We start from the raw sequence: 21,208 nt of genomic DNA, 5'->3' as shown, positions 1-21,208 counted from the left end.
GATCAAGCCTTCCCAACACCGCCGCCCCGCACTACACCCTTCCCCATGCCGAAACAGGATTTCTCTCACGTCACCACCTGGGTCTTCGACCTGGACAACACGCTATACCCGCCGCACATGCGGCTGTTTGACCAGATCGAGGTCCGGATGACCGACTGGGTCATGCAGGCCCTGCAGGTCGACCGCGCCCGCGCCGACCACCTGCGCGCCTACTATTGGGCGACCTACGGCACCACGCTTGCGGGCCTGATGACCGAACACGGCGTCGACCCCGGGCCCTACCTGAACGAGGTCCACGACATCGACTTTTCGGTCCTGTCGCCCGACCCGGACCTGGCCCACAGCATCGCCCGGCTTCCCGGCCGCAAGATCGTCTACACCAACGCCTGCGCACCCTATGCCGAGAAAGTCCTTGCCGCCCGCGGACTTGCTGGCCTTTTCGACGGGATCTACGGCGTCGAGCACGCCGAATTCCACCCCAAACCCGCCGCCCAGGCCTTCGCCACGGTCTTCGGGCTTGACGGCCTCGACCCAACCGCAGGCGCGATGTTCGAAGACGATGCCCGCAACCTCGCCGTGCCGCACGCGCTTGGCATGCGCACCGTCCATGTCGCACCTCAGCCGGAGCCGGCGGACCACATCCATCACCACACCGACGACCTAGCGGCCTTCCTGTCGCGCCTCGTGGGGTGACATCCGGTCACATCCCAGCCGCCGTGTCATGCGCTACCTACCCCGCGTGACCAAACCGGAGCCGCCGATGTCCGCCGCCACCCTTGCCGCACCGAACATCTTCAGCCGCATCGTCCGCGCGCTGCCCGTAATTGGCGGCCTGATCCGCGCGGTAGAGCGTGAGGTCGACACGATCTACTACATCCTCGTCATCGCGCTGACCGCCGTGGTGCTTGCCATCCAGACCTGGGGCCTGCCAGCCCTCGTACTGACCGCACTCGCAGCCGTCCCGGTGATGTTCGTCCTCCTCGTCATCCTCGCCCGACCCTGACCCTGCGGGGCCTGAGGCACCCTGTCCTCTGGCCCCCGCCCGCGCCCCGGCCTATCCTGACGCCCAAAGGACCCATGATGCGCGAACCCACCGATATCCTGATCTCCGGCGGCGGCGTCGCCGGGCTGACCACCGCCTGCGCCTTCGGCTCTGCCGGGTTCCAGGTGATCTGCGTCGACCCCACGCCCCCCGTCACCAACGCGCAGGAGGACGGCGCCGACCTGCGCACCACCGCTTTCCTGCAACCCTCCATCACCGTCCTGCAGGTCGCCGGGCTCTGGTCGCGGCTGGAACCCCACGCCATGCCGCTGCAGGTCATGCGCATCATCGATGCGGGCGGCGAGACGCCCGAGGCGCGGCTGACCAAGGATTTCGACGCCAACGACATTTCCGACGCGCCCTTCGGCTGGAACCTCCCGAACTGGCTCCTCCGGCGCGAGATGGTAGCGCGGCTGGCCGAGCTTCCGAACGTCTCGTTCCGCCCCGGTGTGGGCTTCGCCCGCATGCTCGTCCGCGATGCCGAGGCGCTGGTGACCCTGTCCGACGGCACCCAGGTAACCGCCAAGCTGGTGATCGGCGCCGATGGCCGCACCTCTGCGGTGCGCGAGGCGCTTGGCATCGCCGCCCGCACCACCCGCTACGGTCAAAAGGCGCTCGCCTTCGCCGTCACCCATGACATTCCGCACCAAAACGTCTCGACCGAGGTGCACCGCTCCGGCGGCCCCTTCACCCTCGTCCCCCTCCCCGACCGCGACGGCCGCCCGGCCTCCGCCGTTGTCTGGATGCAGACGGGCCCCGAAATCGCCCGCCTGGCGGCCCTGCCGGTCCCGGAGTTCGAGGCCGAGATGACCGCCCGCTCCTCGGGCATCCTCGGGCCCCTGACGCTGGTCAGCCGCCGCTCGGTCTGGCCGATCATCAGCCAGATCGCCGACCGTCTCTCCGGCCCGCGCTCGGTCCTTCTGGCCGAAGCCGCCCATGTCGTCCCTCCCATCGGTGCGCAAGGGTTGAACATGTCGCTCGCCGACCTTGCGACGCTCCTCGACCTTGTTGAAGCGCACCGCGCCGACCCGGGCGTCGCGCCGGTGACCGACGCCTTCCACCGCGCCCGCCACCTGGAAGTCCAGGCGCGCGTCACCGGCATCGACCTCCTGAACCGCGCCTCGATGACCCAGACCCCAGCCTTGCGCGACCTCCGCGCCAAGGCGCTCGACGCGATGTACTCGGCCCGCCCGGTGCGCCAGATGCTGATGCGCGCAGGCCTCGGCGTCGGGCGCAAGGGCGCTACGCCGTCCCGGGAATAACCGTCCGTGCATTTTTGCACAGGCTTGTCGCAAGCCCCCACCGCAGCGTGAACCGGCTGAAATTCGTGAGGACCAAGGGCCCGGCAATCGGCGTTTTCCCGAAGAAATCGCCCCACAATGCTGCGCAAGATGCACGACCGATCACAGATCGGCGAGAGCCAGCGATCACTCCGTGATTTCCCTTTCTGGCCACAACACCCCAGATACATCTTACCGCCAGACGAAAGGCGGTCGAACACAAAACCAAAGGATTACAACATGAAACGCATCGCTCTCGCCTCTGCCCTGGTCGTCGCCGCCGTCTCGGGCGCCTTTGCCCAGCAAGCGCCGGTCGCACTGCCCTCGTCGATCACCTCGCAGATCCTGGCCGTGCTCCCGGGTGCCGACCTGTCCTCGCTGACCAATGCGCAGTACGCGCAGATCGTCACCTTCTTCGCTGACAGCGAGAACACCAACACCGCCTCGGGCACCGCGCAGGGCGTCAAGGCGATCCTGTCGAACGCTCAGTAATCGACTTGCCCTGCCCAAACGCACAGGCCGGAGAGCTCCCCTCCGGCCTGTGTTTCTTCTAAAGAACCGCGTCCACCGCCCGCTTCAGCCGCGCCACCGTCGCATCGACATCCTTCAGCTTGTCGAGGCCAAAGAGCCCCAGCCGGAAGGTCCTGAACTCTGGCCCCTCGCCGACCTGCAACGGCACCCCCGCCGCGATCTGCAGCCCCTCGCCCCGGAACTTAGCGCCGTTCTGCACGTCCGGGTCACTGGTATAGCTCACCACCACCCCTGGCGCCTGGAACCCCTCGGCAGCCACCGACGGCACGCCCTTCTCGGCCAGCATCCCCCGCACCGCGCGCCCTAGCGCCCATTGCGCGGCCTTGGCGGCCTCGAACCCCATCGCCTTCGTCTCGACCATCGCGTCGCGGAAGCCGACAATCGCATCCGTCGGCATCGTCGCGTGATAGGCATGGCCGCCCTTCTCGTAGGCCTCCATGATCGCGCGCCACTTCTTCAGGTCGATGGCAAAGCTGTTCGACGTGGTCTCCGCCAGCCGCGCCTCCGCCGCCGGAGACAAAACCACGACCCCTGCCGAAGGCGAAGCCGACCACCCCTTCTGCGGGGCCGAGATCAGCACATCGACCCCGGTCGCGGCCATATCCACCCAGATGCAGCCCGACGCGATGCAGTCGAGCACCATCAGCGCGCCCACCTCCTGCGCCGCCGCGGCCATCCTAGTGATGTAGTCGTCGGGCAGGATGATCCCGGCCGAGGTCTCCACATGCGGCGCGAACACCGCCTCTGGGCGCACCTCACGGATCTTCGCCACCACCTCGTCAATCGGCGGCGGAGCGTAAGGCGCGCGGGCATCGTTCCCGGTCTGCCGCGCCATCACCACGGTCGTCTCCTGCGCGAAACCCCCGGCCTCGAAGATCTGCGTCCAGCGATAGCTGAACCAGCCGTTCCGCACGATCAGGACGCGCCCCTTCCCGAATTGCCGAGCGACCGCCTCCATCGCGTAGGACCCGCCACCGGGGATCAGCGCCACGGCAGAGCCCTTGTAGACCTCCTTCAGCATCCCCGAGACGTCCCGCATCACGCCCTGAAACCGAGCCGACATGTGGTTCAGCGACCGGTCGGTGAAGACGACCGAGAATTCCTCAAGCCCCTCGGGGTCGATATGGGCATGCAGTCCGGGCATCTTCAGGTCCTTTCCGAAACACGGTGGCGGGCCTTTGCCAGCCAGTCAGGGTTGATCTCGACGCCCCAGCCGGGCGCATCCGTCACTGTGGCATGGCCGTCCTCGATCCGGTAGGGATCGTTCCGGAACAGGCCCTGCTGCCAGGGGTAGTAATCTAGCCCCTCGATCGAGAATTCCAGATACTTCCCGGCATTCGGGATCGCCCGCAGAAGGTGCATCGTGCACAGGGTCACCAGCCCCAGGTTCGCCGCATGGGGCGTGATCGGCAGGCCAGCGCGCGCGCCCATCCGGCAGACCTCCAGCGTCCGGCAGATGCCGCCCATGTACATGATGTCCGGCTGCAGGATGTCCACCGCCTTGTGCTCGATGGCCAGTTGCCAGGCGGTGAACTCGCAATCCTGCTCACCCCCCGCCACGTCGATGTTCAGGGCCGCGCGAACCTCGGCCGTCTGGTCGACCTCCCAATAGGGACAGGGCTCCTCGAAATGGCCAATACCGTTGTCCTCCAGCATCCGGCCCACCGCGATGGCGCGGGCGGGGGAGTAGCAGGAATTCCCATCAACCAGTTTCTCAACATCGTCGCCGAGAGCCTTGGAAACAATGGGAATAACTGCTTCCGTCCGCCCCGGCCATTCATCCTGGTCCCGCCCGCATTCCGCCCCCACGCGCCACTTGAAGGCGTCAAAGCCGAACTGGTCGCGCAGCTTCACGAACCGCGCCGCCTCATCCTCGGGCGTGATGTCGCGCTTCATCGAACTGGCATAGGCGCGGACGCGTCCGGGCGAGCCCCCCAGCAGAGAAGCCACCGGCTTCCCCGCCACCTTGCCCCGCAAATCCCATGCTGCCGTATCCAGCCCCGCCTGCGCCCGGCGAAGATAGCTGCCCGGATACTTGTGCTCACGCTCGTAGTTCCGGCGCAGCGTGTCCTCCAGGTCTTCAACCCGGGTCCCCAAGGCGTGCGGCGCGACCTGGCGGTGGAACACGTCGGCGGTGAAATCCGCGTAATAGGTCGAGGTCTGGCCCCAACCGACGTCGCCGGTATCCGCCGTCACCTTCACGAAGCAGACGAATTCAGTGTCGAAGGTCTCCAGCTTGGCGATCTTCATGGCCTCTCCCCGGGTTGGCTCGTCGTCCGACTTCGTCGTCTCCTCGCCAGCGACGAGCGCATGAAATGCGACGAGGAGCGACCCCGACCCTAGCCGCCAAAGATCACGCCTTCCCGACCGTTTCCGCCACGCCCAGGGGTCCCGGGCGACGTTCTTCGGTCAGAAGCACGTTGGCCTCGACGTTCCCGACCCCCGGCAGCGTCATGATCCGGCGGCGGAGCACGCGTTCAAAATCCGCGATGTCGCGGGCCACGACCCGCAGGCGATAGTCGAACAACCCCAGCACATGCTGCACCACCTGCACCTCGGGAATCGCCTGCACCGCGCGTTCAAAGTCCTCTAGGCTGACCCGCCCCTTGGTCGCGAGCTTCACCCCCAGGAACACCGTGACGCCAAACCCGAGCTTCTCGCGGTCCACCTCCACCGCAAGGCCATTCAGCACCCCTGCTTCCTCCAGCCGCCGCACCCGCCGCCACGCCGCCGGTTGCGAGAGCCCCAACCGCCGCCCCAACTCCCCCGCTGACAGCGTCCCGTCCGCCACCAACTCCCGCAGGATCGCCCGGTCAGTGTCGTCCAGATCAATCACAGCGGCAGCCCCACGGTTTCCTTTATCGTGGAGACCAGCATCAGCGCTTCCACCTCCGCGATATGCGGCAAGGTCAGAATCCGGTCGCGATAGATCCCCGTCCAATGCCCCATGTCCCGCGCGATGACGTTCAGGCGTACATCAACGCGGCCAAGGAAGGTCTCGATCCCGATCACTTCCGGCACGTCCCTTGCGGCCGCGATGAACTCGTCAAAGGCGCGGGGGTTGGTCTTGTCCAACGTAAAGCGGAGCGAGACCTCCACCTCATACCCCAGCGCCCGCCAATCGATGGCCGCACCTTCCGACCGGATCACACCGCCCTCGCGCAGCCGGTCCAGCCGCCGCCAGAGCGTCGCAGGCGTCACTCCGGCCCGTTCGGCCAGGACGGCCCGCTCCAGCCCCGGCTCGGCCAGCCAGTGACGCAGAATGCGGCGGTCGGTATCGTCAATCTGCATGAATTTCTCACTGACAGCAGGATCAGAGAATGAGTTTTCGCAGAAAACTCGTCTGTCGTCAAAGATTGCACGGGTTCCGCACCAGAAACCCCTATTGTCCCCCCATCACAACCAACGGAGGACGCCATGCGCGTTTACTACGACCGCGACTGCGATGTGAACCTGATCAAGGACAAGAAGGTCGCCATCCTCGGCTACGGCAGCCAGGGCCACGCCCACGCGCTGAACCTGCGCGACAGCGGTGCCAAGAACGTCGTCGTCGCCTTGCGCCCCGGCTCGGCCTCGGCCAAGAAGTGCGAAGCCGAGGGCCTGAAGGTCATGGACATCGCCGCAGCCGCCGCCTGGTGCGACCTGATCATGTTCACCATGCCCGATGAACTCCAGGCCGCGACCTACAAGCAATACGTCCACGACAACCTGCGCGAAGGCGCCGCCATTGCCTTCGCCCACGGCCTGAACGTCCACTTCGGCCTGATCGAGCCGAAGAAGGGCGTCGACGTCATCATGATGGCCCCGAAAGGCCCCGGCCACACCGTCCGCGGTGAATACACCAAGGGCGGCGGCGTCCCCTGCCTCGTCGCCGTCCACCAGGACGCAACCGGCAAGGCGATGGAGATCGGCCTCTCCTACTGCTCCGCCATCGGCGGCGGCCGGTCCGGCATCATCGAGACCAACTTCCGTCAGGAATGCGAAACCGACCTCTTCGGCGAGCAGGCGGTCCTCTGCGGCGGCCTTGTCGAACTCATCCGCATGGGCTTCGAGACCCTCGTGGAAGCCGGCTACGAGCCCGAAATGGCCTATTTCGAATGCCTGCACGAAGTGAAGCTGATCGTGGACCTGATCTACGAAGGCGGCATCGCGAACATGAACTATTCGATCTCGAACACCGCCGAATACGGCGAATACGTCTCGGGGCCCCGCATCCTGCCCTACGACGAGACCAAGGCCCGGATGAAGGCGGTCCTCCGCGACATCCAGACCGGCAAGTTCGTCCGCGACTTCATGCAGGAAAACGCTGTCGGCCAGCCCTTCTTCAAGGCCACCCGCCGCATCAACGACGAACACCAGATCGAGAAGGTCGGCGAAAAGCTCCGCGCCATGATGCCCTGGATCGCCAAGGGCAAGATGGTCGACAAGGCCCGCAACTAAGAAGGGTGCACTGTAGCACACCCTACGCAGGGGCGCCCCGTCGCGCCCCTGCCCCAATCCAAGGCCCGCCATGCGCAAGTGGATCCCCGTCGCCCTGATCGCCCTCGCGGTCCTGTGGTACATCCTGCAGAACGTCGGCTCTTCGATGGCGCTGTCCGATTTCGCGGCCCGCCCGATCCTGGCTCTGGCCCGAGACGACCAGCGCATTCCCGTCCAGCAGCCCGGCCAGCCCCCCGCCGAAGGCGAGGCCCGCGCCATGGGCGCGCAGGGCATCAGCTTCGGCCACAGCTTCACCTTCGCCCTGCCCGACGGCACCCTGGTCACCTGCAGCCACCGCTTCCGCAGCCTGTCCTGCGACCAGGGCTGGACCGCCGAACGCAGCCCCTGACCCCTCAGCCTCCCGGCAAGCCCGCTTCCGCTTGACAAGCCCCCATCGCTCACGCCACCCCTGACAGGCACCAACCAAGGGGCCGCGATGACCACCCTGATGATCCTGATGCCGACCGGCGGCCAGATCGACACGCCTGCGGTGCACAGCCTCCTCGGCCTGACCCAGACGCTGCAAAAGCGCGGCATACCCTTCGCGCTGAAGACCTACGAATGGTCCGACCTCGTCATCTCGCGCAACTACCTGATGTCGGTCTTCCTCGCCGACACCAAGTTCACCCATGCGCTCCTTCTCGACAGCGACATGAGCTATCAGCCGCAGGTCTTCTTCGACCTCCTGGCCTTCGACGCCGATTTCACTGTCGCGCCCTACCCGCAGCGCCAGATGCGCTGGCAGGCCTTTCGCGCCGCAATCGAGCGTGAGGCCGCAAAGCCGGAAGGGGAACGCGCCTCGACCGACAAGCTTCTGGCCGAAACCCTGCGCTACAACATCTCCGAGGTCTTCGATGCCGGCAAACCTTGGCCGCATGAAGTGCGGGACGGCTTTCGCAAGGTGCCGGGTGCGGGGACCGGCTTCATGCTGATCCGGCGCGAGGTGCCCGAACGGATGGTGCGGATGGGCGTGGCCCAACCCGTCCCCGCCTTCAACGGCCCGGGCTATCCGGGCGCGGATTTCCATGATTTCTTCAGCCACCTGCGCGGCCGCGACGGGGCGGTGATGCACGGCGAGGACACGTCCTTCTGCCGCCGCTGGATCGAAGGCTGCGGCGGTGAGATCTGGTGCCATGAAACCGCGCAGGTCACCCACCACGGCAACCTGGCCTACCCCGGCAACTACGCGCTGGCCCCGAAACCGCGCCGTTGACCCCGGTCAGTTTGCCGCGCCGCCAAAGCCCTGGTCCGGCATCCAAAAGTAAAACTCTCCATCCCCCATCGGGTCCTCCTCCAGGACAATCTGTCCCGGCGTGGCCGAAACCGTCAGGTCCACACAGGTTGTCACCGGCCCATCGGTGGCCAGTTCCTTCCCCAGGGTCACCACATAGTACTCCCGCGGATCGTCCAGATTCTCACAGCTGTGCGTCCCCGGAACCTCCGCCACCAGCGCCCGCACGCCCAGCATCTGCAGCGCCTCGTCATCGGTGAACTCGGCCACGACCTCGATATCGGCGCCGGATAGCACCTGTGTCCGCTCGTACTGGTTCGGTCCGACCCACATGATCTCGATCGGGTCGATGAACTCGATCTGGACCAGTTGATCGCCCGCGAAGAATTCCTCGTCCTTCACCTCGGCAACTGCCGAACCGGCGGCAAGGACCAGCGCGCCTGCAATCAGCTTTCTCATCCCTCGCCCCCCGCTGCCCGCAGGGCTGCCATCGCCTCGGCGGGCCATTGGGTGGTGTCCTGGGGCCAGACATGCGGCTCGATCTCGCCCGAGACATGCCAGGCCGCGAACACGCCTTCGCTCGCGGGATGCAGGTACAGGAAAGCCCAGTCGGCTTCGCAGGTAAACTTCAGACAGGCCTGGCCCAGATAGCCCTCCGGCGTCAGATCGCCCGAGCCAAGGTCCGAAATCCGCTCGGCAAAGGCCGCATAGTCCGCCCCAAGGCCCCCCTGCAGTGCCGACAGCACCGGGCCCAGCTTCATTGCCTCCACCGGATGCGCCTGGGCAAGGGTTGGCACCGCCTCCCAGCCCGCCCCGTCGCTGGCGAACTCCTCAGGCAAGGCTTCGGTCATGCCGGAGACCGGGTTCCAGACCCAGACTTCGCCCGGTTCCGATGGCAGCGGTTCAGTCGCGAACACCAGCGCCTCGGGCTGGACCTGCAGGGTGAACTCGCGGCAGCTGTCGAGCGGGCCGTAGAAGGCCGGGGCCGTCCCCTCGGCCAATGCCAGGACGAAGGGGGCTGCCCCGCATGCGTTGCCCCCCGCCCCAGCCACCCCGGTGACGACCGTCAGCCCGCTGATCTGCTGCAGCCCCTCGTCCAGGAAGATCACCCCGTTCTCGTGCAGCACTTCGCCATCCACCAACAGCGCCGCGCCGCCCATCCCGTCGTCCGTCACGCTTACCGTATGGCCCGCGACCGCCAGGTCCTGCGCCAGGGCCGAGGATCCCCAAAGCACCGCCGCGACACCCAAACCCCAGCCGATCTTCTGCATGTTCTGCCCATTCCTCAGGTCGTTTCGGCGGACAATGCCGCGACAGCACGCCCCGCGCCAGAGCGGAAAGCCTGACCCCCAGCCCCGGAGGGCAAAGGTTAACACCACCCTAGCGGAAAAATCCAAGCCCTTGATTTCATGCGGTGAACGCTATTTGTCCACCGTGGACAGATGTCAGACCGCAGCCTCCACCGCGCCCACGATCTCGTCCACCACGGCGGCCAGCAGCGCCTCGTCCTCGCATTCCGCCATCACCCGGATCAGGGGCTCCGTCCCCGATTTCCGGATCAGGATGCGCCCCAGCCCCTCGATCCGCGCCTCCGACGCCCGGATCACCTCCTGCACCGAGGCCACCTCCAAAGGCCGCGCCCCGGCGCTGAACCGGACGTTCTTCAGCATCTGCGGGACCGTCTGGAACGACCGCGTCAGCTCGGACGCGGGCCGCCCGGTGCGGACCATCTCGGCCAGGAACTGCAGCCCCGCGACGAGGCCATCCCCGGTGGTCGCATAGTCGGTCATCACGATGTGCCCCGACTGCTCGCCCCCCAGATTGTAGCCCCCCTCCCGCATGCGTTCGACCACGTAGCGGTCGCCCACCGCCGTCCGCTCCAGCCGCAGGCCGCGCCCCTGCAGGAACCGCTCCAGCCCCAGGTTCGACATCACCGTCGCCACCAGTGCCCCGCCCTGCAACCGCCCCTCATCCGCCCAGCGCGCCGCGAGCAGCGCCATGATCTGATCCCCATCCGCGACCTGCCCGGTCTCGTCCAGGATCATGATCCGGTCGGCATCGCCATCGAGGGCAATCCCCACATCCGCGCCATGGGTGACCACCGCCTCGGCCGCCGTCTCGGTATGGGTCGACCCGCAGCGGTCGTTGATGTTGGTCCCGTTCGGTGCCGTCCCGATCGGGATCACCTCGGCCCCAAGCTCCCACAAGACCTCGGGCGCCGCGCGATAGGCTGCCCCGTTGGCGCAGTCCAGCACCACCTTCAGGCCGTCCAGCCGCAGGCCCGTCGGAAAGCTCGTCTTCACGAACTCCTCATACCGCCCGCGCCCATCCTCGATCCGCTTGGCCCGCCCGATGTTCTCGGGCTTGGCAGGCTGGATCTCGCCCTCGACCAGCGCCTCGATCTCGGCTTCCGCCGCGTCCGACAGCTTGTAGCCATCCGGCCCGAAGAACTTGATCCCGTTGTCCTGGTGCGGGTTGTGGCTGGCCGAGATCATCACCCCCACGTCGGCCCGCATCGACTTGGTCAGGAACCCCACCGCCGGGGTCGGCACCGGGCCGAGTAGAAGGACATTCATCCCCGTCGAACAGAACCCCGCCGTCAGCGCGTTCTCCAGCATGTAACCCGACAGCCGCGTGTCCTTGCCGATGACCACCCGGTGCGCCGCCGAGCCGTCGCGGCGGAAATACCGCCCCGCCGCCGCGCCCAGCTTCAGCGCAAGCTCTGCCGTCATCGGCCAGGAATTCGCCCGCCCCCGGACGCCATCGGTGCCAAACAGCTTGCGGCTCATGCCTCATCCTCCAACTAATCGGTGTTCATCGCGTGCCATAGCCGCAAAGCTTGGCGAGTTTCGGGCACATCGTGGACACGGACAATCTGCACCCCCTGCGCCACTCCGGCCAGCGCGGTGACGATGGACCCCGGCGCGCGGGCATCCGCCGCCTCGGCCCGACCGATGGTCCCGATGAACCGCTTGCGCGAGGTGCCGAGCAAGAGCGCACAGCCCAGCCCGTGGAACAACGACAGCCCGCGCAACAGCGCCAGGTTATGCTCCAGCGTCTTGCCGAACCCGATGCCGGGGTCCAGCACGATCCGCGCGCGGTCGATCCCCAGCGCCTCAGCCCGGGCCAGCCGCGTGGCCAGCGCATCGTAGACGTCCAGAAGAACATCGCCATAGCGCGGATCGTCCTGCATGCTGGCGGGCACCCCCTGCGCATGCATCAGCACGACCGGAGCTGCCGCCTTCGCCACCAAGGGACCCAGCGAGGGGTCAAAGTCGAAGGCCGAGACGTCGTTGACGATGCTCGCCCCTGCCTCCAGCGCCGCAGCGGCGACCGGGGCCTTGCGGGTGTCGATGCTGATCGGTGCCGCCAGCCCGCCCTGGCGCAGCGCGCGGATCACCGGGACACTGCGGGCGATCTCCTCGGCCACAGGCACTTCCACCGCGCCGGGCCGGGTGCTTTCGCCGCCCACATCGATGATTTCGGCCCCCTCGGCCATCGCCCGCGCCTGCGCCACCGCCGCCTCGGCCCCCAGGAACCGGCCTCCGTCGGAGAAACTGTCCGGCGTCACGTTCAGGATGCCCATCAGTCGTGGACGGTCCATCGCAAGGCCAGCAAAAGCGGGACGCGGCGAGACAAGCCGGTGCAGGACCGCCGCCGGAACCTCGGCTGCCGCGATCACCCGGCTTGGGGCAGCCCGAGACAGGACCTCGACCCGGTCGAACCAGCACCAGCCCCCCGCCAGTGTCATGGCAGTTTTCGGGCGGGCCGGATCGGTCATCGCAATCGGTCGGAAATACTCCATGGCGTTCGGAGTGGCCGAAGCCCAACCGCTTTTCAAGGGGGAAGCGTCAGGCCCGCCGCACGGGGACGCGGCTTCCTGCCGGGACTGCAACTTCGCCGTGAACAACCAGCGCCGTCGCCGACATGGTTTCGGCAAGCCACAGGGCCAACCCCACCGGATCAGACCCCTTCGGGCCGTCGACCGCATCCAGCACCAGCTTCGACGGCGCCCAGACCACGGTCTGCCCCCGCTTCATCGCCCAGTCGATTTCCGTCCGCGTCGCGACCACAACACAGCGCGCATCGCGGGCAGCCAGCGTCCAGGCGTTCTGCTCCATCGCCAGAAGGTCCACCCGGCGCTGGGTCGGCTTGTGCCCGGTGACCGGACGCGGCAGATCGGGCAGGCCTACGGCCAGGATCATCGGCAGACCTTCGGCCAGCAGTGCATCGAGCCGCGCCGACAGGTCCGGGGCATGGATCGTGGCAGTGTCCAGGAAGACGACCAGCGGATGCACCGCCTCCATCCCCTCGTCCCCGGCCTTCTGTACTGGGCGTTCCGCGCGCGACCGGACGATTTCCACCCCCAGCGCATAGGGTCCGACATCCAGCTTCTCGATCCGGATGAAGACCCGCATCGCGGCTGGTTCCGCCAGGATACGCTCCGCCACCCGCTCCGCCAGCGTTTCCAACAGATTCAACCGCTCCGCCGCAAGTTCCGCCGCGATGGATTCGGTGATCCGGTCATAGGACAGGATGCGGTCGACATCATCGTCCAGCGGCGCGGACACCGGGCGCACCTCGACCACCACGTTGAAGCGCAGGCGCTGCTTGTGGCCGCGCTCCTTCTGGAAAGCCCCGATATCCGCCTCGACGATGTGGTCGCGCAGGCTGATGCGGTCGCGCATCCCCGCGCCTGCCGAGGCCTCGGCCCGGTCTTCCGGATGGGCGAAAGCCAGCTCGATATCGCTCATCAGGGGTCCTCCGCCGTTCGGCCCCTCATACCACGCGGGCAGCGCGCGCCAAGCGGGAAGGCGTCACCGAAGCCGCAGAAGGCGACATCAGCCGTTCGAGCCAGGCTGGCGATAGAACAGATGGTCCCCGATCCGCGCCGTCCGCGCAAAGCGCTTGGACCAGCTGGGCTTGACGGCGCGGGTGTGGAAATGCGTGGCCCCCGCCGTCAGGATCCGGGGCGCGCCGTCCAGCATGGCCCGCGCGATGCGGCCAGCCAAGTCGGCAGCGCCCTTCTCGCGCATCTTCGTCTTGCCGCTGCAGACATAGGAAAACTGGCAGCCGCCGCCGCCGCGCTGCTTGACCACGCCACAGACCGTGCGCGGGTAAAGCGGGCTGTCGACCCGGTTCAGGATCACCTCGGCCACCGCAATCTGCCCTTCCAGGCTTTCGCCACGGGCCTCGAAGTACAGCGCCTCGGTCAGGCATTGCCACTGGGCATCGCCCGAGGGTTCGGGCTGCGACATCAGCCAGTCCTCGGTCAGCCCCTCGGTCATCGCTGCAGCCGGCAGCGGCGCGTCAAGATCAGGGGCCGGCAAGCGCTTCAACTCAGGGACGTAGGCCGTATTGCTGGGCATCAGGCCGAACAGACTGCTGGTCCACTGGGCATCCGCCGACGCCGGGCCAGCCGCAAGTCCGATCGCCAGGGCGATACTCGTCAGGATACGCGTCATTTCTGCTCTTCCGTCTTTGGTGTCCGGCGGAAGTTCCCCCGCCTTGGCAAGCTGGCGGGGAGTTAGGGGAAGCGTTCGGGGGGGTCCACCGCTGTTGCAGAATTGCCACGGAAATCCGTCCTGCATCGGCGAAATGCCGCCGAAAATGCAGTGTAGAAGGTTAAGATTCTATTACAATTAACTGATTTTAAACAGTTTTCTCACGATCCCGCAGCGCAAGGTGCGCCGCCGCCAGCCGGGCCATCGGCACCCGGTAGGGCGAGCAGGACACATAGTCGAACCCGGCGCGGCGGCAGAAATCGATGGATTCCGGGTTGCCGCCGTGTTCACCGCAGATCGACAATGTCAGATCTTTCCGGGTTTTACGTCCCCGTTCGGCACCAATGTGCAAAAGCTCGCCCACCCCGTCGACGTCCAGGATGTGGAACGGATCCTCGGGGAAGACCCCCTGGCGGACATAGGTGTTCATGAACCGCCCGGCATCGTCGCGGCTTAACCCGTAGGTCATCTGGGTCAGGTCGTTGGTGCCAAAGGACAGGAAGGCCGCGTGCTGGGCGATTTCCCCGGCCCGAAGCGCGGCGCGAGGTGTCTCAACCATCACGCCCAGCTTGTAATCGAACGCAGCCCCCGCCTTGGTCCGCACCATCGCGGCCAGGGCGTCGATCCGGGTCTTGACCAGTTCCACCTCGCGCCGGGCACTGACCAGCGGGATCATGATTTCCGGCACCACCGGCGCCCCGCGACGCGCCGATTCCAGCGTCGCCTCAAAGATCGCCTGCGCCTGCATGTCGTAGATTTCCGGCAGGACGACCCCGAGCCGCACCCCCCGCATCCCGAGCATCGGGTTCACCTCGGTCAAGGCCTCGGCCCGCCGCGTCACTTCGGACAGGGGACGGTCCAGCGCCTCGGCCAGCCCGCGCAGTCCCTCGCGGTCAGACGGCAGGAATTCATGCAGCGGCGGGTCGAACAGACGGATGCAGACCGGCAAGCCTTGCATGATTTCAAACAGTTGCACGAAATCCGCCCGCTGCATCGGCAAGAGCCGCGCCAAGGCCGCCGCGCGGTCGCCGGGCGTATCGGCAAAGATCATCTCGCGCATGACGACCAGACGGTCTTCGTCGAAGAACATGTGCTCGGTCCGGCACAGGCCGATCCCCTGCGCCTCGAACTTGCGGGCAGTTTCGGCATCGGCGGGAGTGTCTGCGTTGGCCCGCACGCCGATGTCGCGCACTTCGTCAGCCCAGGCCAGCAGCCTGCGGAAACTGTCGTCCAGCGCCGGGGGCAGCATCTCGGCAGCGCCCGCCAGCGCCTCGCCCTTGGACCCGTCCAGCGTCACCACATCGCCCGCGCGGAACACCCGCCCGTCGGCCGTGGTCAGCTTGCGGTCCCGCGTGTCCAGCCGCAACTCCGACGCGCCCACCACGCAAGGCAGCCCCAGCCCGCGCGCAATCACCGCCGCGTGGCTCGTCATGCCGCCGCGTTCGGTCAACACAGCCGCCGCCGAATGCATGCCGCGAATGTCCTCCGGCGCCGTTTCGCGCCGCACCAGGATGCAGGCCTCGCCCCGCGCCGCCGCCGCCTGCGCCTCGGAGGACGAAAACACCAGGATCCCCGTCGCCGCCCCGGGTGAGGCCGCAATCCCCCGCGCAATCACGTCGCGCGCACCCCTTGGGTCCACCTGATGGTGCAACAGCTCGGACAGCGCCCGCGGTTCGACCCGCAGTACCGCCTCGTCGCGAGGGATCACCCCGTCCTCGGCCAGCGCCACCGCGATCCGCAGGCCCGCCCGAACCGAGCGCTGCACCTTCACCGCGTCCAGCACGGCCAGACGGCCGTCCTCAATGGTGAACTCGATCTGCATTTCCTCGCGCAGGCGGGTGCGGCAGGTCGCGCCATACTCGACCAGTGTGGCAAAGATATCGGGCGCGACGTCTTCCAGCGACGGCCCGCGCGCATCCCGCGTCAGGTACAGCGCCTCGGTCGTCTTCAGCGCATCGCGGCCTTGGGACTGCCCCAAGTAGCGCCCGGTGATCTGCGGTTGCCCCGTCACCGGATCGACGAACTGGATCACACCCGACCCGCTGATCCCCTGCCCGATGCCCTGCGCCATTTCCTGCACGACAAGGCCCAGCGCCGCCTCTTCGGGCGCGCCCTTGGCCTGGCGGAGAAGCCGCGCCGAGGTCCCCTCCCAGGCCCGCGCCATCGACCGCAGCACTTCGGCCAGCTGCCTGCCTGCGTCCTGCGGGAAAGGCTCGTCGGTCTCCACCTCGTATTCGCGCAGCGCATCCTTCAGCGCCCCCGGGCCCGGCTTCAGCCCGTCAAACACCTCGGGGTCAAGCCGCGCCACATGGATCGCATAGGCCTGCACAAAGCGCAGATACAGCGCATCCGCCGCCGCCTCGCCATGGGTTTCCGCCAGCCGGGCATGGCGCTTGGCGTTCAGCCCGATGTTCAGAATCGTCGCCGGCCCGCCCCAATCGGGGTTCGCGGGGCTAGGGCGGACGCTGATAAGGGGTCCATCGCCGAAATGGTCAAGGATTCCAGCGGCATCCACCCCATGTCCGGCCGCGATCAACCGGACGGTCGACGCGGGCAGTGCCACCGACTTCGGCACCGGCAGCTCCAGCCGCACCAGCCGCTGCAGGCACTTGGCCCGCCAGCCATGCGAGGCCGTCGCGATCTGCGCCGAGGGCGAGATCTGCGCGAACTCCGGAATCGGATCGTGTTTCTGCACTGCGGCACCTGTTTTCAGGTGCAGCATACGCCGAATGCCCTGTCAATCAAGCCTGACATGTCAGTCTTGTGACGAATCTTTGGGCGGGTCTCAGCCCTCGATGCGCGAAAGGTCGGCAACGCCGGAACAGACCGCCCGGATGCGGTGGAGGAGGTTCAGCCGGTTCCGCCGCACGATCTGGTTGTCGGAGTTGACCTGGACGGCGGTGAAGAAGGCATCAATTGGCCCGCGCAGGGCGGCCATCGCCGCCATCGCGGTCCCGAAATCCTCCTTCGTCATCGCAGGGGAAATCGCCGCCTCAGCCTTGTCCAGCGCCGCAAAGAGCGCCCGCTCCTCGTCGGTCTCGACGAACTTGAGGTCCGCCCCAAAGGAATACTCCACCCCATCCTTCGCCTCGGCCTGGGACAGGATGTTGTTCGCCCGCTTGAACCCTTGCAGCAGGTTCGCCCCGTCCTCGGTCTTGAGCGTTTCAGACAGCGCCGTCGCCCGCTTGACGAGCAGAGTCAGGTCGTCATTCCCCGGCAAGGCGAGGCAAGCGTCGATGACATCGTGCCGGACACCCTGGTCCTTGAGGTAGACCTTGAGGCGGTCGTGGAAGAAATCGACCAAAGAAACAATTGCCACGCGGTCATCGACTTCCTTCATTGACGGTGAGACGTCACGCTCCGGGAAAGCCGATGCTTTGGCTCTGCGCATTTGCGCGTCAAGTAGCTTTAGTAGGCTTCCTTTCACACCATTCCCCAACACCAACCGGATCACCCCCAGCGCCGCGCGACGCAAGGCAAACGGGTCCTTCGAACCCGTCGGCTTCTCGTCGATCGCCCAGAACCCGGTCAGCGTGTCGATCTTGTCGGCCAGTGCCACGGCCACCGAGACCGGCTCGGTCGGCACGGAGTCGCTCTCCCCCTTCGGCCGCCAGTGATCCCGCGCGGCATCAGCCACCGCCGCAGACTCCCCAGCCTCCAGCGCATAATAGCGGCCCATCACGCCCTGCAGCTCCGGGAACTCGCCCACCATCGACGACCGCAGGTCCAGCTTCGCCAGCCGTGCCGCGTGTTCGGCCTCGCCCGCATCGGCCCCCACCAGCGGAGCAATCTCGCGAGCCAAGGCAGCGATCCGGTCAATCCGGTCGGCCTGAGAACCAAGCTTGTTGTGGAAGGTGACCGCCTTCAGCCCCTCCACCCACTCGCCCATTCCGGCCTTGGCGACCCGCAAGTCATTCTCCCAGAAGAACTTCGCGTCCGACAGGCGGGCCGCCAGCACCTTCTGGTTCCCCTTCAGGATCACCTCGCCGCCATCCGCGGCCTCGATGTTGGCCACCGTTACGAAGCCCTCGATCCGGCCCGTCTTCGGGTTGCGAACCGAGAAGAACTTCTGATGCTCCTTCATCGAGGTCTGCAGCACCTCCGGCGGCAGGCCAAGAAACGCATCCGCAATCCGCCCCATCAGCGGCACCGGCCATTCCACCAGCCCCGCGACCTCGGTCAAAAGGCCGGGGTCCGCGACCACTTCCATCCCGGCCGCAAAGGCCAGGTTCTGCGCCCCCTGCCAGATCGCGGCTTCCCGCTCGGCGGTGTCCAGCACCACCTTCGCGCGCTTCAGCTTGACCACATAATCGTCAAAGCCCGTGACGACGAAGCGCCCGTTGCCCATGAAACGGTGGCCCTCGGTGGTGTTCCCGGCCACGATCCCATCGACCTCCATCGGCACCACATGCGCCCCGCCCTCGTCGGACAGGAGACAAATGATCGACTGCAGCGGCCGCACCCAGCGCAAGCTGCCGGACCCCCAGCGCATCGACTTCGGCCAGGGGAAATTGCGGATCACGCCTTCCAGCACCTCGGCCACGATCTCTGCCGCCTGACGGCCGGGCTTTTCCACCACGGCATAGAAGGTCTCACCCTTCTTGTCCGCCCGGCGTTCCAGCTGGTCCAGCGTCAGGCCCGTGGACCGCAAAAACCCCTCCACCGCCTGCGCCGGGGCCGACACCGAAGGCCCCTTCCGCTCCTCCCGCACCGGGCGGCTTTCGCTGCTCAGCCCCTCCACCGCCAGCACCAGCCGCCGCGGCGTCGAGAAAGCCCCCGCGCTGGCATAGGTCAGCCCCGCCTCGACCAGCCCATCGGTCACCAGTTTCCGCAGATCCTCGCGGGCCTTGCCCTGCATCCGCGCCGGGATTTCCTCGGAGAAAAGTTCGATCAACAGGTCGGGCATGTCGGTTTCCTAGATCCAGTCGAGGTTCACGCGGGACGGCGGATAGGCCTCGGCGATGGCTGTGCGCAGGGCGGCAAACTGACCCCGCAAGTCCTTGAATTTGCGCTCATGCGTCTCGGCGACGGTCAGCTGGATATTGTCGAAAAGTCGCTGGTCCAGCATCGCGGTCAGCAGCTCCAGCTCCGCCCCCTCGATGTCCATCTTGACGAAGGCCACCCGGCCATGGGTGGCGATCAGCCCGCGCAGGAAATCGGACAAGTCGATCATCGCGACCTCGATCCCCTCGCCCTCCGCGATGTTCTGCCCGCCCGCGACGACCGTGCTCTTGACCGAAGCCAGTTCCGGGTTCGCCTCCCAGTTCGCGGCCCGCATCAGGCGGATCGTGCCCGCACTGGTCCCCACGGCGGCGGCATGCAGCGTCACATTCGCCGCCCCGGAAAACCGCTCCGTCAGCTTGGCCAGATTGTACGGGTCCGGCTCGAACGCATGAACCTCGGCGCCCGAGGCCGCGAGGACCGCCGTCACATCCCCCCGGTTCGCCCCGCAGTCGACCGCGACATCCCCGGGCCGCAGCATCGAGGCGACACCCGCCAGCATCCCCTCGGCCCGCGCATTGCGCAGGTCGCGCTTGTGACGGCGCTTCAGCTTCCGCAGGGCGTCCTCGGCCTCGGCCATCTACTGCGCAAGGCTCCCGTTCAGCTGCTGCCAGGCATAGGCGCGGCCATCGCCAAAGACGGCCACCACCCGGTCGACACCGGGGTGAATCTCCGGTTCCGACAGGAAGGCCAGCGCCTCTCCCGTCTCCAACGCCTTGCCAATCGCGGTGGCGTCAAAGCAGTCGAACCCGCGCGGCGCGACCAGGGGCTCAGCGCCCTCATAAGGCGCATAGGTCTCGGTCAGCATGGCCAGTGACAGGGGCGTCGTGAAACAGGCGCGGAACTTGATCGGAGAACTGTCGGCATCAATCCCCTCGATCCCGTTCACGACAATCGCCTCGGGTTGCCCGCCCACCAGCGGCACCAGCCGGATTTCGGCCCCCGGCTGGAAGGCGACCTCCTCATAGAAGGCGCGCTCGGCGGTGTACCACAGGAACGCGCCCGCAAGGGCGGCAACAATCACGATGACCCCCAGACTAAGCCTTGCGACATTCACTGATCCGCCCCCGCCTCGGTCAGCCGGAACGCATCGGCGCATTGCTTGGCCAGGGCGCGCACCCGTCCGATATAGGCTTGCCGTTCGGTGACCGAGATCACGCCCCGCGCATCAAGAAGGTTGAAAAGGTGCGAGGCCTTGATCGTCTGGTCATAAGCCGGATGCGCCATGATGATCCGCTTGCCCGACTTCGGGTCCTGAGGCTCAAAGGCCAGCAGGCGCTGGCACTCCTTCTCCGCCGCCTCGAAATGCCGGAACAGCATCTCGGTATCGGCCCCGTCGAAGTTGTGGCGGCTGTATTCCTCTTCGGTCTGGCGGAAGATGTCGCCATAGGTCAGCGGGATCGGACTGGCCGGATCGTTGAACGGCATCTCCATCACATGGTCGATGCCCATCACGTACATCGCCAGCCGTTCGAGCCCATAGGTCAGCTCGCCCGAGACCGGCTTGCAGTCATGCCCGCCGACCTGCTGGAAATAGGTGAACTGGCTGACTTCCATCCCGTCGCACCAGACCTCCCAGCCCAGGCCCCAGGCACCCAAGGTCGGGCTTTCCCAGTCATCCTCGACAAAACGGATGTCATGCAGGCCAAGGTCAATCCCGATGGCCGCCAGCGAGCCGAGATACAGTTCCTGCAGGTTGGCCGGCGAGGGTTTGATGATGACCTGATACTGGTAATAGTGCTGCAGCCGGTTCGGGTTCTCGCCATAGCGCCCGTCGGTCGGGCGGCGCGAGGGCTGGACGTAAGCCGCGGCCCAAGGCTTGGTCCCCAGGGACCGCAGCGTCGTTGCCGGGTGGAAGGTCCCCGCCCCCACTTCCATGTCATAGGGCTGCAGCACCGCGCAGCCCTGCGCCGCCCAGTAATTCTGCAGCCGCAGGATGATCTCCTGAAAGCTTTTCGGCGTGGTGGTGGCGTCGGACATGGCTGGCCCCGGACATGCGCAAAACTCGCGCCCTCCCTATCCATTGGGGCCACAGGGGTCAATTCCGGAACGCGCCCTTCGCAATCGTGACCGGTTTCTCCTTGTCGCCGCGCGCGCCATGGCTAATGTCGCCCAAGCCGGAAACCGTCTTCAGGACCCG

22 protein-coding genes are annotated in these 21,208 nt (G+C 66.8%); 7 read left to right on the top strand and 15 right to left on the bottom strand.

The window, feature by feature from the left end; translation table 11 throughout:
• Window positions 1-45 precede the first annotated feature (45 nt).
• The 4 genes from AC2EAL_RS11895 (at window position 46) to AC2EAL_RS11880 (ending at window position 2,814) form a co-directional block, all read left to right on the top strand.
• Window positions 46-693, top strand: coding sequence for a pyrimidine 5'-nucleotidase (locus tag AC2EAL_RS11895; protein ID WP_484724428.1), 648 nt, complete (start codon window positions 46-48; stop codon window positions 691-693).
• A 67-nt stretch (window positions 694-760) separates the two neighbouring features.
• A complete protein-coding gene (locus tag AC2EAL_RS11890; RefSeq protein WP_484724427.1) occupies window positions 761-1,003 on the top strand; it encodes a hypothetical protein in 243 nt (80 codons plus the stop codon).
• Between the two features lie 74 nt (window positions 1,004-1,077).
• Window positions 1,078-2,304, top strand: coding sequence for a UbiH/UbiF family hydroxylase (locus AC2EAL_RS11885; protein ID WP_484724426.1), 1,227 nt, complete (start codon window positions 1,078-1,080; stop codon window positions 2,302-2,304).
• Window positions 2,305-2,562: 258 nt separating this feature from the next.
• Window positions 2,563-2,814 (top strand): hypothetical protein, encoded by a 252-nt coding sequence (locus tag AC2EAL_RS11880; RefSeq protein WP_484724425.1) that lies wholly within the window; start codon window positions 2,563-2,565, stop codon window positions 2,812-2,814.
• A gap of 58 nt (window positions 2,815-2,872) precedes the next feature.
• On the opposite strand, the gene AC2EAL_RS11875 is transcribed toward AC2EAL_RS11880, so the two are convergent.
• The 4 genes from AC2EAL_RS11875 to AC2EAL_RS11860 all read right to left on the bottom strand — a co-directional run bounded on the left by AC2EAL_RS11875 (window position 2,873) and on the right by AC2EAL_RS11860 (window position 6,144).
• Entirely contained in the window at window positions 2,873-3,997 is a 1,125-nt protein-coding gene (locus AC2EAL_RS11875; RefSeq protein WP_484724424.1) for a pyridoxal-phosphate-dependent aminotransferase family protein, read from the bottom strand.
• A 2-nt stretch (window positions 3,998-3,999) separates the two neighbouring features.
• On the bottom strand, window positions 4,000-5,103 hold the full coding sequence (locus AC2EAL_RS11870) for a mandelate racemase/muconate lactonizing enzyme family protein (protein WP_484724423.1): 1,104 nt from the start codon (window positions 5,101-5,103) through the stop codon (window positions 4,000-4,002).
• 103 nt (window positions 5,104-5,206) lie between these two features.
• Entirely contained in the window at window positions 5,207-5,689 is a 483-nt protein-coding gene (locus AC2EAL_RS11865; protein WP_484724422.1) for an Lrp/AsnC family transcriptional regulator, read from the bottom strand.
• Window positions 5,686-6,144, bottom strand: a complete 459-nt coding sequence (locus AC2EAL_RS11860; RefSeq protein ID WP_484724421.1) for an Lrp/AsnC family transcriptional regulator — start codon at window positions 6,142-6,144, stop codon at window positions 5,686-5,688. Before AC2EAL_RS11860 ends, AC2EAL_RS11865 begins: the two co-directional genes overlap by 4 nt.
• A gap of 126 nt (window positions 6,145-6,270) precedes the next feature.
• On the opposite strand from AC2EAL_RS11860, the gene ilvC reads away from it, so the two are divergent.
• The 3 genes from ilvC to AC2EAL_RS11845 all read left to right on the top strand — a co-directional run bounded on the left by ilvC (window position 6,271) and on the right by AC2EAL_RS11845 (window position 8,545).
• Window positions 6,271-7,293, top strand: a complete 1,023-nt coding sequence (gene ilvC / locus AC2EAL_RS11855; RefSeq protein ID WP_484724420.1) for a ketol-acid reductoisomerase — start codon at window positions 6,271-6,273, stop codon at window positions 7,291-7,293.
• 70 nt (window positions 7,294-7,363) lie between these two features.
• Complete coding sequence (locus AC2EAL_RS11850) at window positions 7,364-7,681, top strand: hypothetical protein (protein ID WP_484724419.1); 318 nt, start codon at window positions 7,364-7,366, stop codon at window positions 7,679-7,681.
• Window positions 7,682-7,768: 87 nt separating this feature from the next.
• Complete coding sequence (locus tag AC2EAL_RS11845) at window positions 7,769-8,545, top strand: hypothetical protein (RefSeq protein ID WP_484724418.1); 777 nt, start codon at window positions 7,769-7,771, stop codon at window positions 8,543-8,545.
• 6 nt (window positions 8,546-8,551) lie between these two features.
• Here the strand turns inward: AC2EAL_RS11845 and AC2EAL_RS11840 are convergent, their stop codons facing one another.
• From AC2EAL_RS11840 to AC2EAL_RS11790, 11 genes are all read right to left on the bottom strand, one after another.
• On the bottom strand, window positions 8,552-9,022 hold the full coding sequence (locus tag AC2EAL_RS11840) for a hypothetical protein (protein ID WP_484724417.1): 471 nt from the start codon (window positions 9,020-9,022) through the stop codon (window positions 8,552-8,554).
• A complete protein-coding gene (locus AC2EAL_RS11835; protein ID WP_484724416.1) occupies window positions 9,019-9,834 on the bottom strand; it encodes a hypothetical protein in 816 nt (271 codons plus the stop codon). The genes AC2EAL_RS11840 and AC2EAL_RS11835 overlap by 4 nt, the downstream gene beginning before the upstream one ends.
• 174 nt (window positions 9,835-10,008) lie before the next feature.
• On the bottom strand, window positions 10,009-11,352 hold the full coding sequence (gene glmM / locus AC2EAL_RS11830; protein ID WP_484724415.1) for a phosphoglucosamine mutase: 1,344 nt from the start codon (window positions 11,350-11,352) through the stop codon (window positions 10,009-10,011).
• A 14-nt stretch (window positions 11,353-11,366) separates the two neighbouring features.
• Entirely contained in the window at window positions 11,367-12,368 is a 1,002-nt protein-coding gene (gene folP / locus AC2EAL_RS11825) for a dihydropteroate synthase (protein ID WP_484724414.1), read from the bottom strand.
• A gap of 46 nt (window positions 12,369-12,414) precedes the next feature.
• Window positions 12,415-13,320 carry a dihydroneopterin aldolase gene (locus AC2EAL_RS11820; protein WP_484724480.1) on the bottom strand — a complete coding sequence of 302 codons (906 nt, stop codon included), beginning with the start codon at window positions 13,318-13,320 and terminating at the stop codon, window positions 12,415-12,417.
• Between the two features lie 84 nt (window positions 13,321-13,404).
• A complete protein-coding gene (locus AC2EAL_RS11815) occupies window positions 13,405-14,028 on the bottom strand; it encodes a cell wall hydrolase (protein WP_484724413.1) in 624 nt (207 codons plus the stop codon).
• Between the two features lie 187 nt (window positions 14,029-14,215).
• The gene (locus AC2EAL_RS11810; RefSeq protein ID WP_484724412.1) at window positions 14,216-16,789 is read right to left on the bottom strand and encodes a putative PEP-binding protein; all 2,574 of its coding nucleotides are present in this window, start codon (window positions 16,787-16,789) and stop codon (window positions 14,216-14,218) included.
• A 63-nt stretch (window positions 16,790-16,852) separates the two neighbouring features.
• Window positions 16,853-18,973 (bottom strand): glycine--tRNA ligase subunit beta, encoded by a 2,121-nt coding sequence (glyS, locus tag AC2EAL_RS11805; protein WP_484724411.1) that lies wholly within the window; start codon window positions 18,971-18,973, stop codon window positions 16,853-16,855.
• Between the two features lie 9 nt (window positions 18,974-18,982).
• Window positions 18,983-19,648 (bottom strand): FkbM family methyltransferase, encoded by a 666-nt coding sequence (locus AC2EAL_RS11800; protein ID WP_484724410.1) that lies wholly within the window; start codon window positions 19,646-19,648, stop codon window positions 18,983-18,985.
• Window positions 19,649-20,092: a DUF6446 family protein gene (locus AC2EAL_RS11795; RefSeq protein ID WP_484724409.1), complete on the bottom strand. Its 444-nt coding sequence runs from the start codon at window positions 20,090-20,092 to the stop codon at window positions 19,649-19,651.
• 29 nt (window positions 20,093-20,121) lie between these two features.
• The gene (locus AC2EAL_RS11790) at window positions 20,122-21,048 is read right to left on the bottom strand and encodes a glycine--tRNA ligase subunit alpha (protein ID WP_484724408.1); all 927 of its coding nucleotides are present in this window, start codon (window positions 21,046-21,048) and stop codon (window positions 20,122-20,124) included.
• Window positions 21,049-21,208 lie beyond the last annotated feature (160 nt).

It is taken from the genome of Tabrizicola sp. T74, from assembly GCF_057219935.1.
Note: the sequence above shows the minus strand (reverse complement) of the source record. Positions and strands in the feature narration are given on the sequence as shown.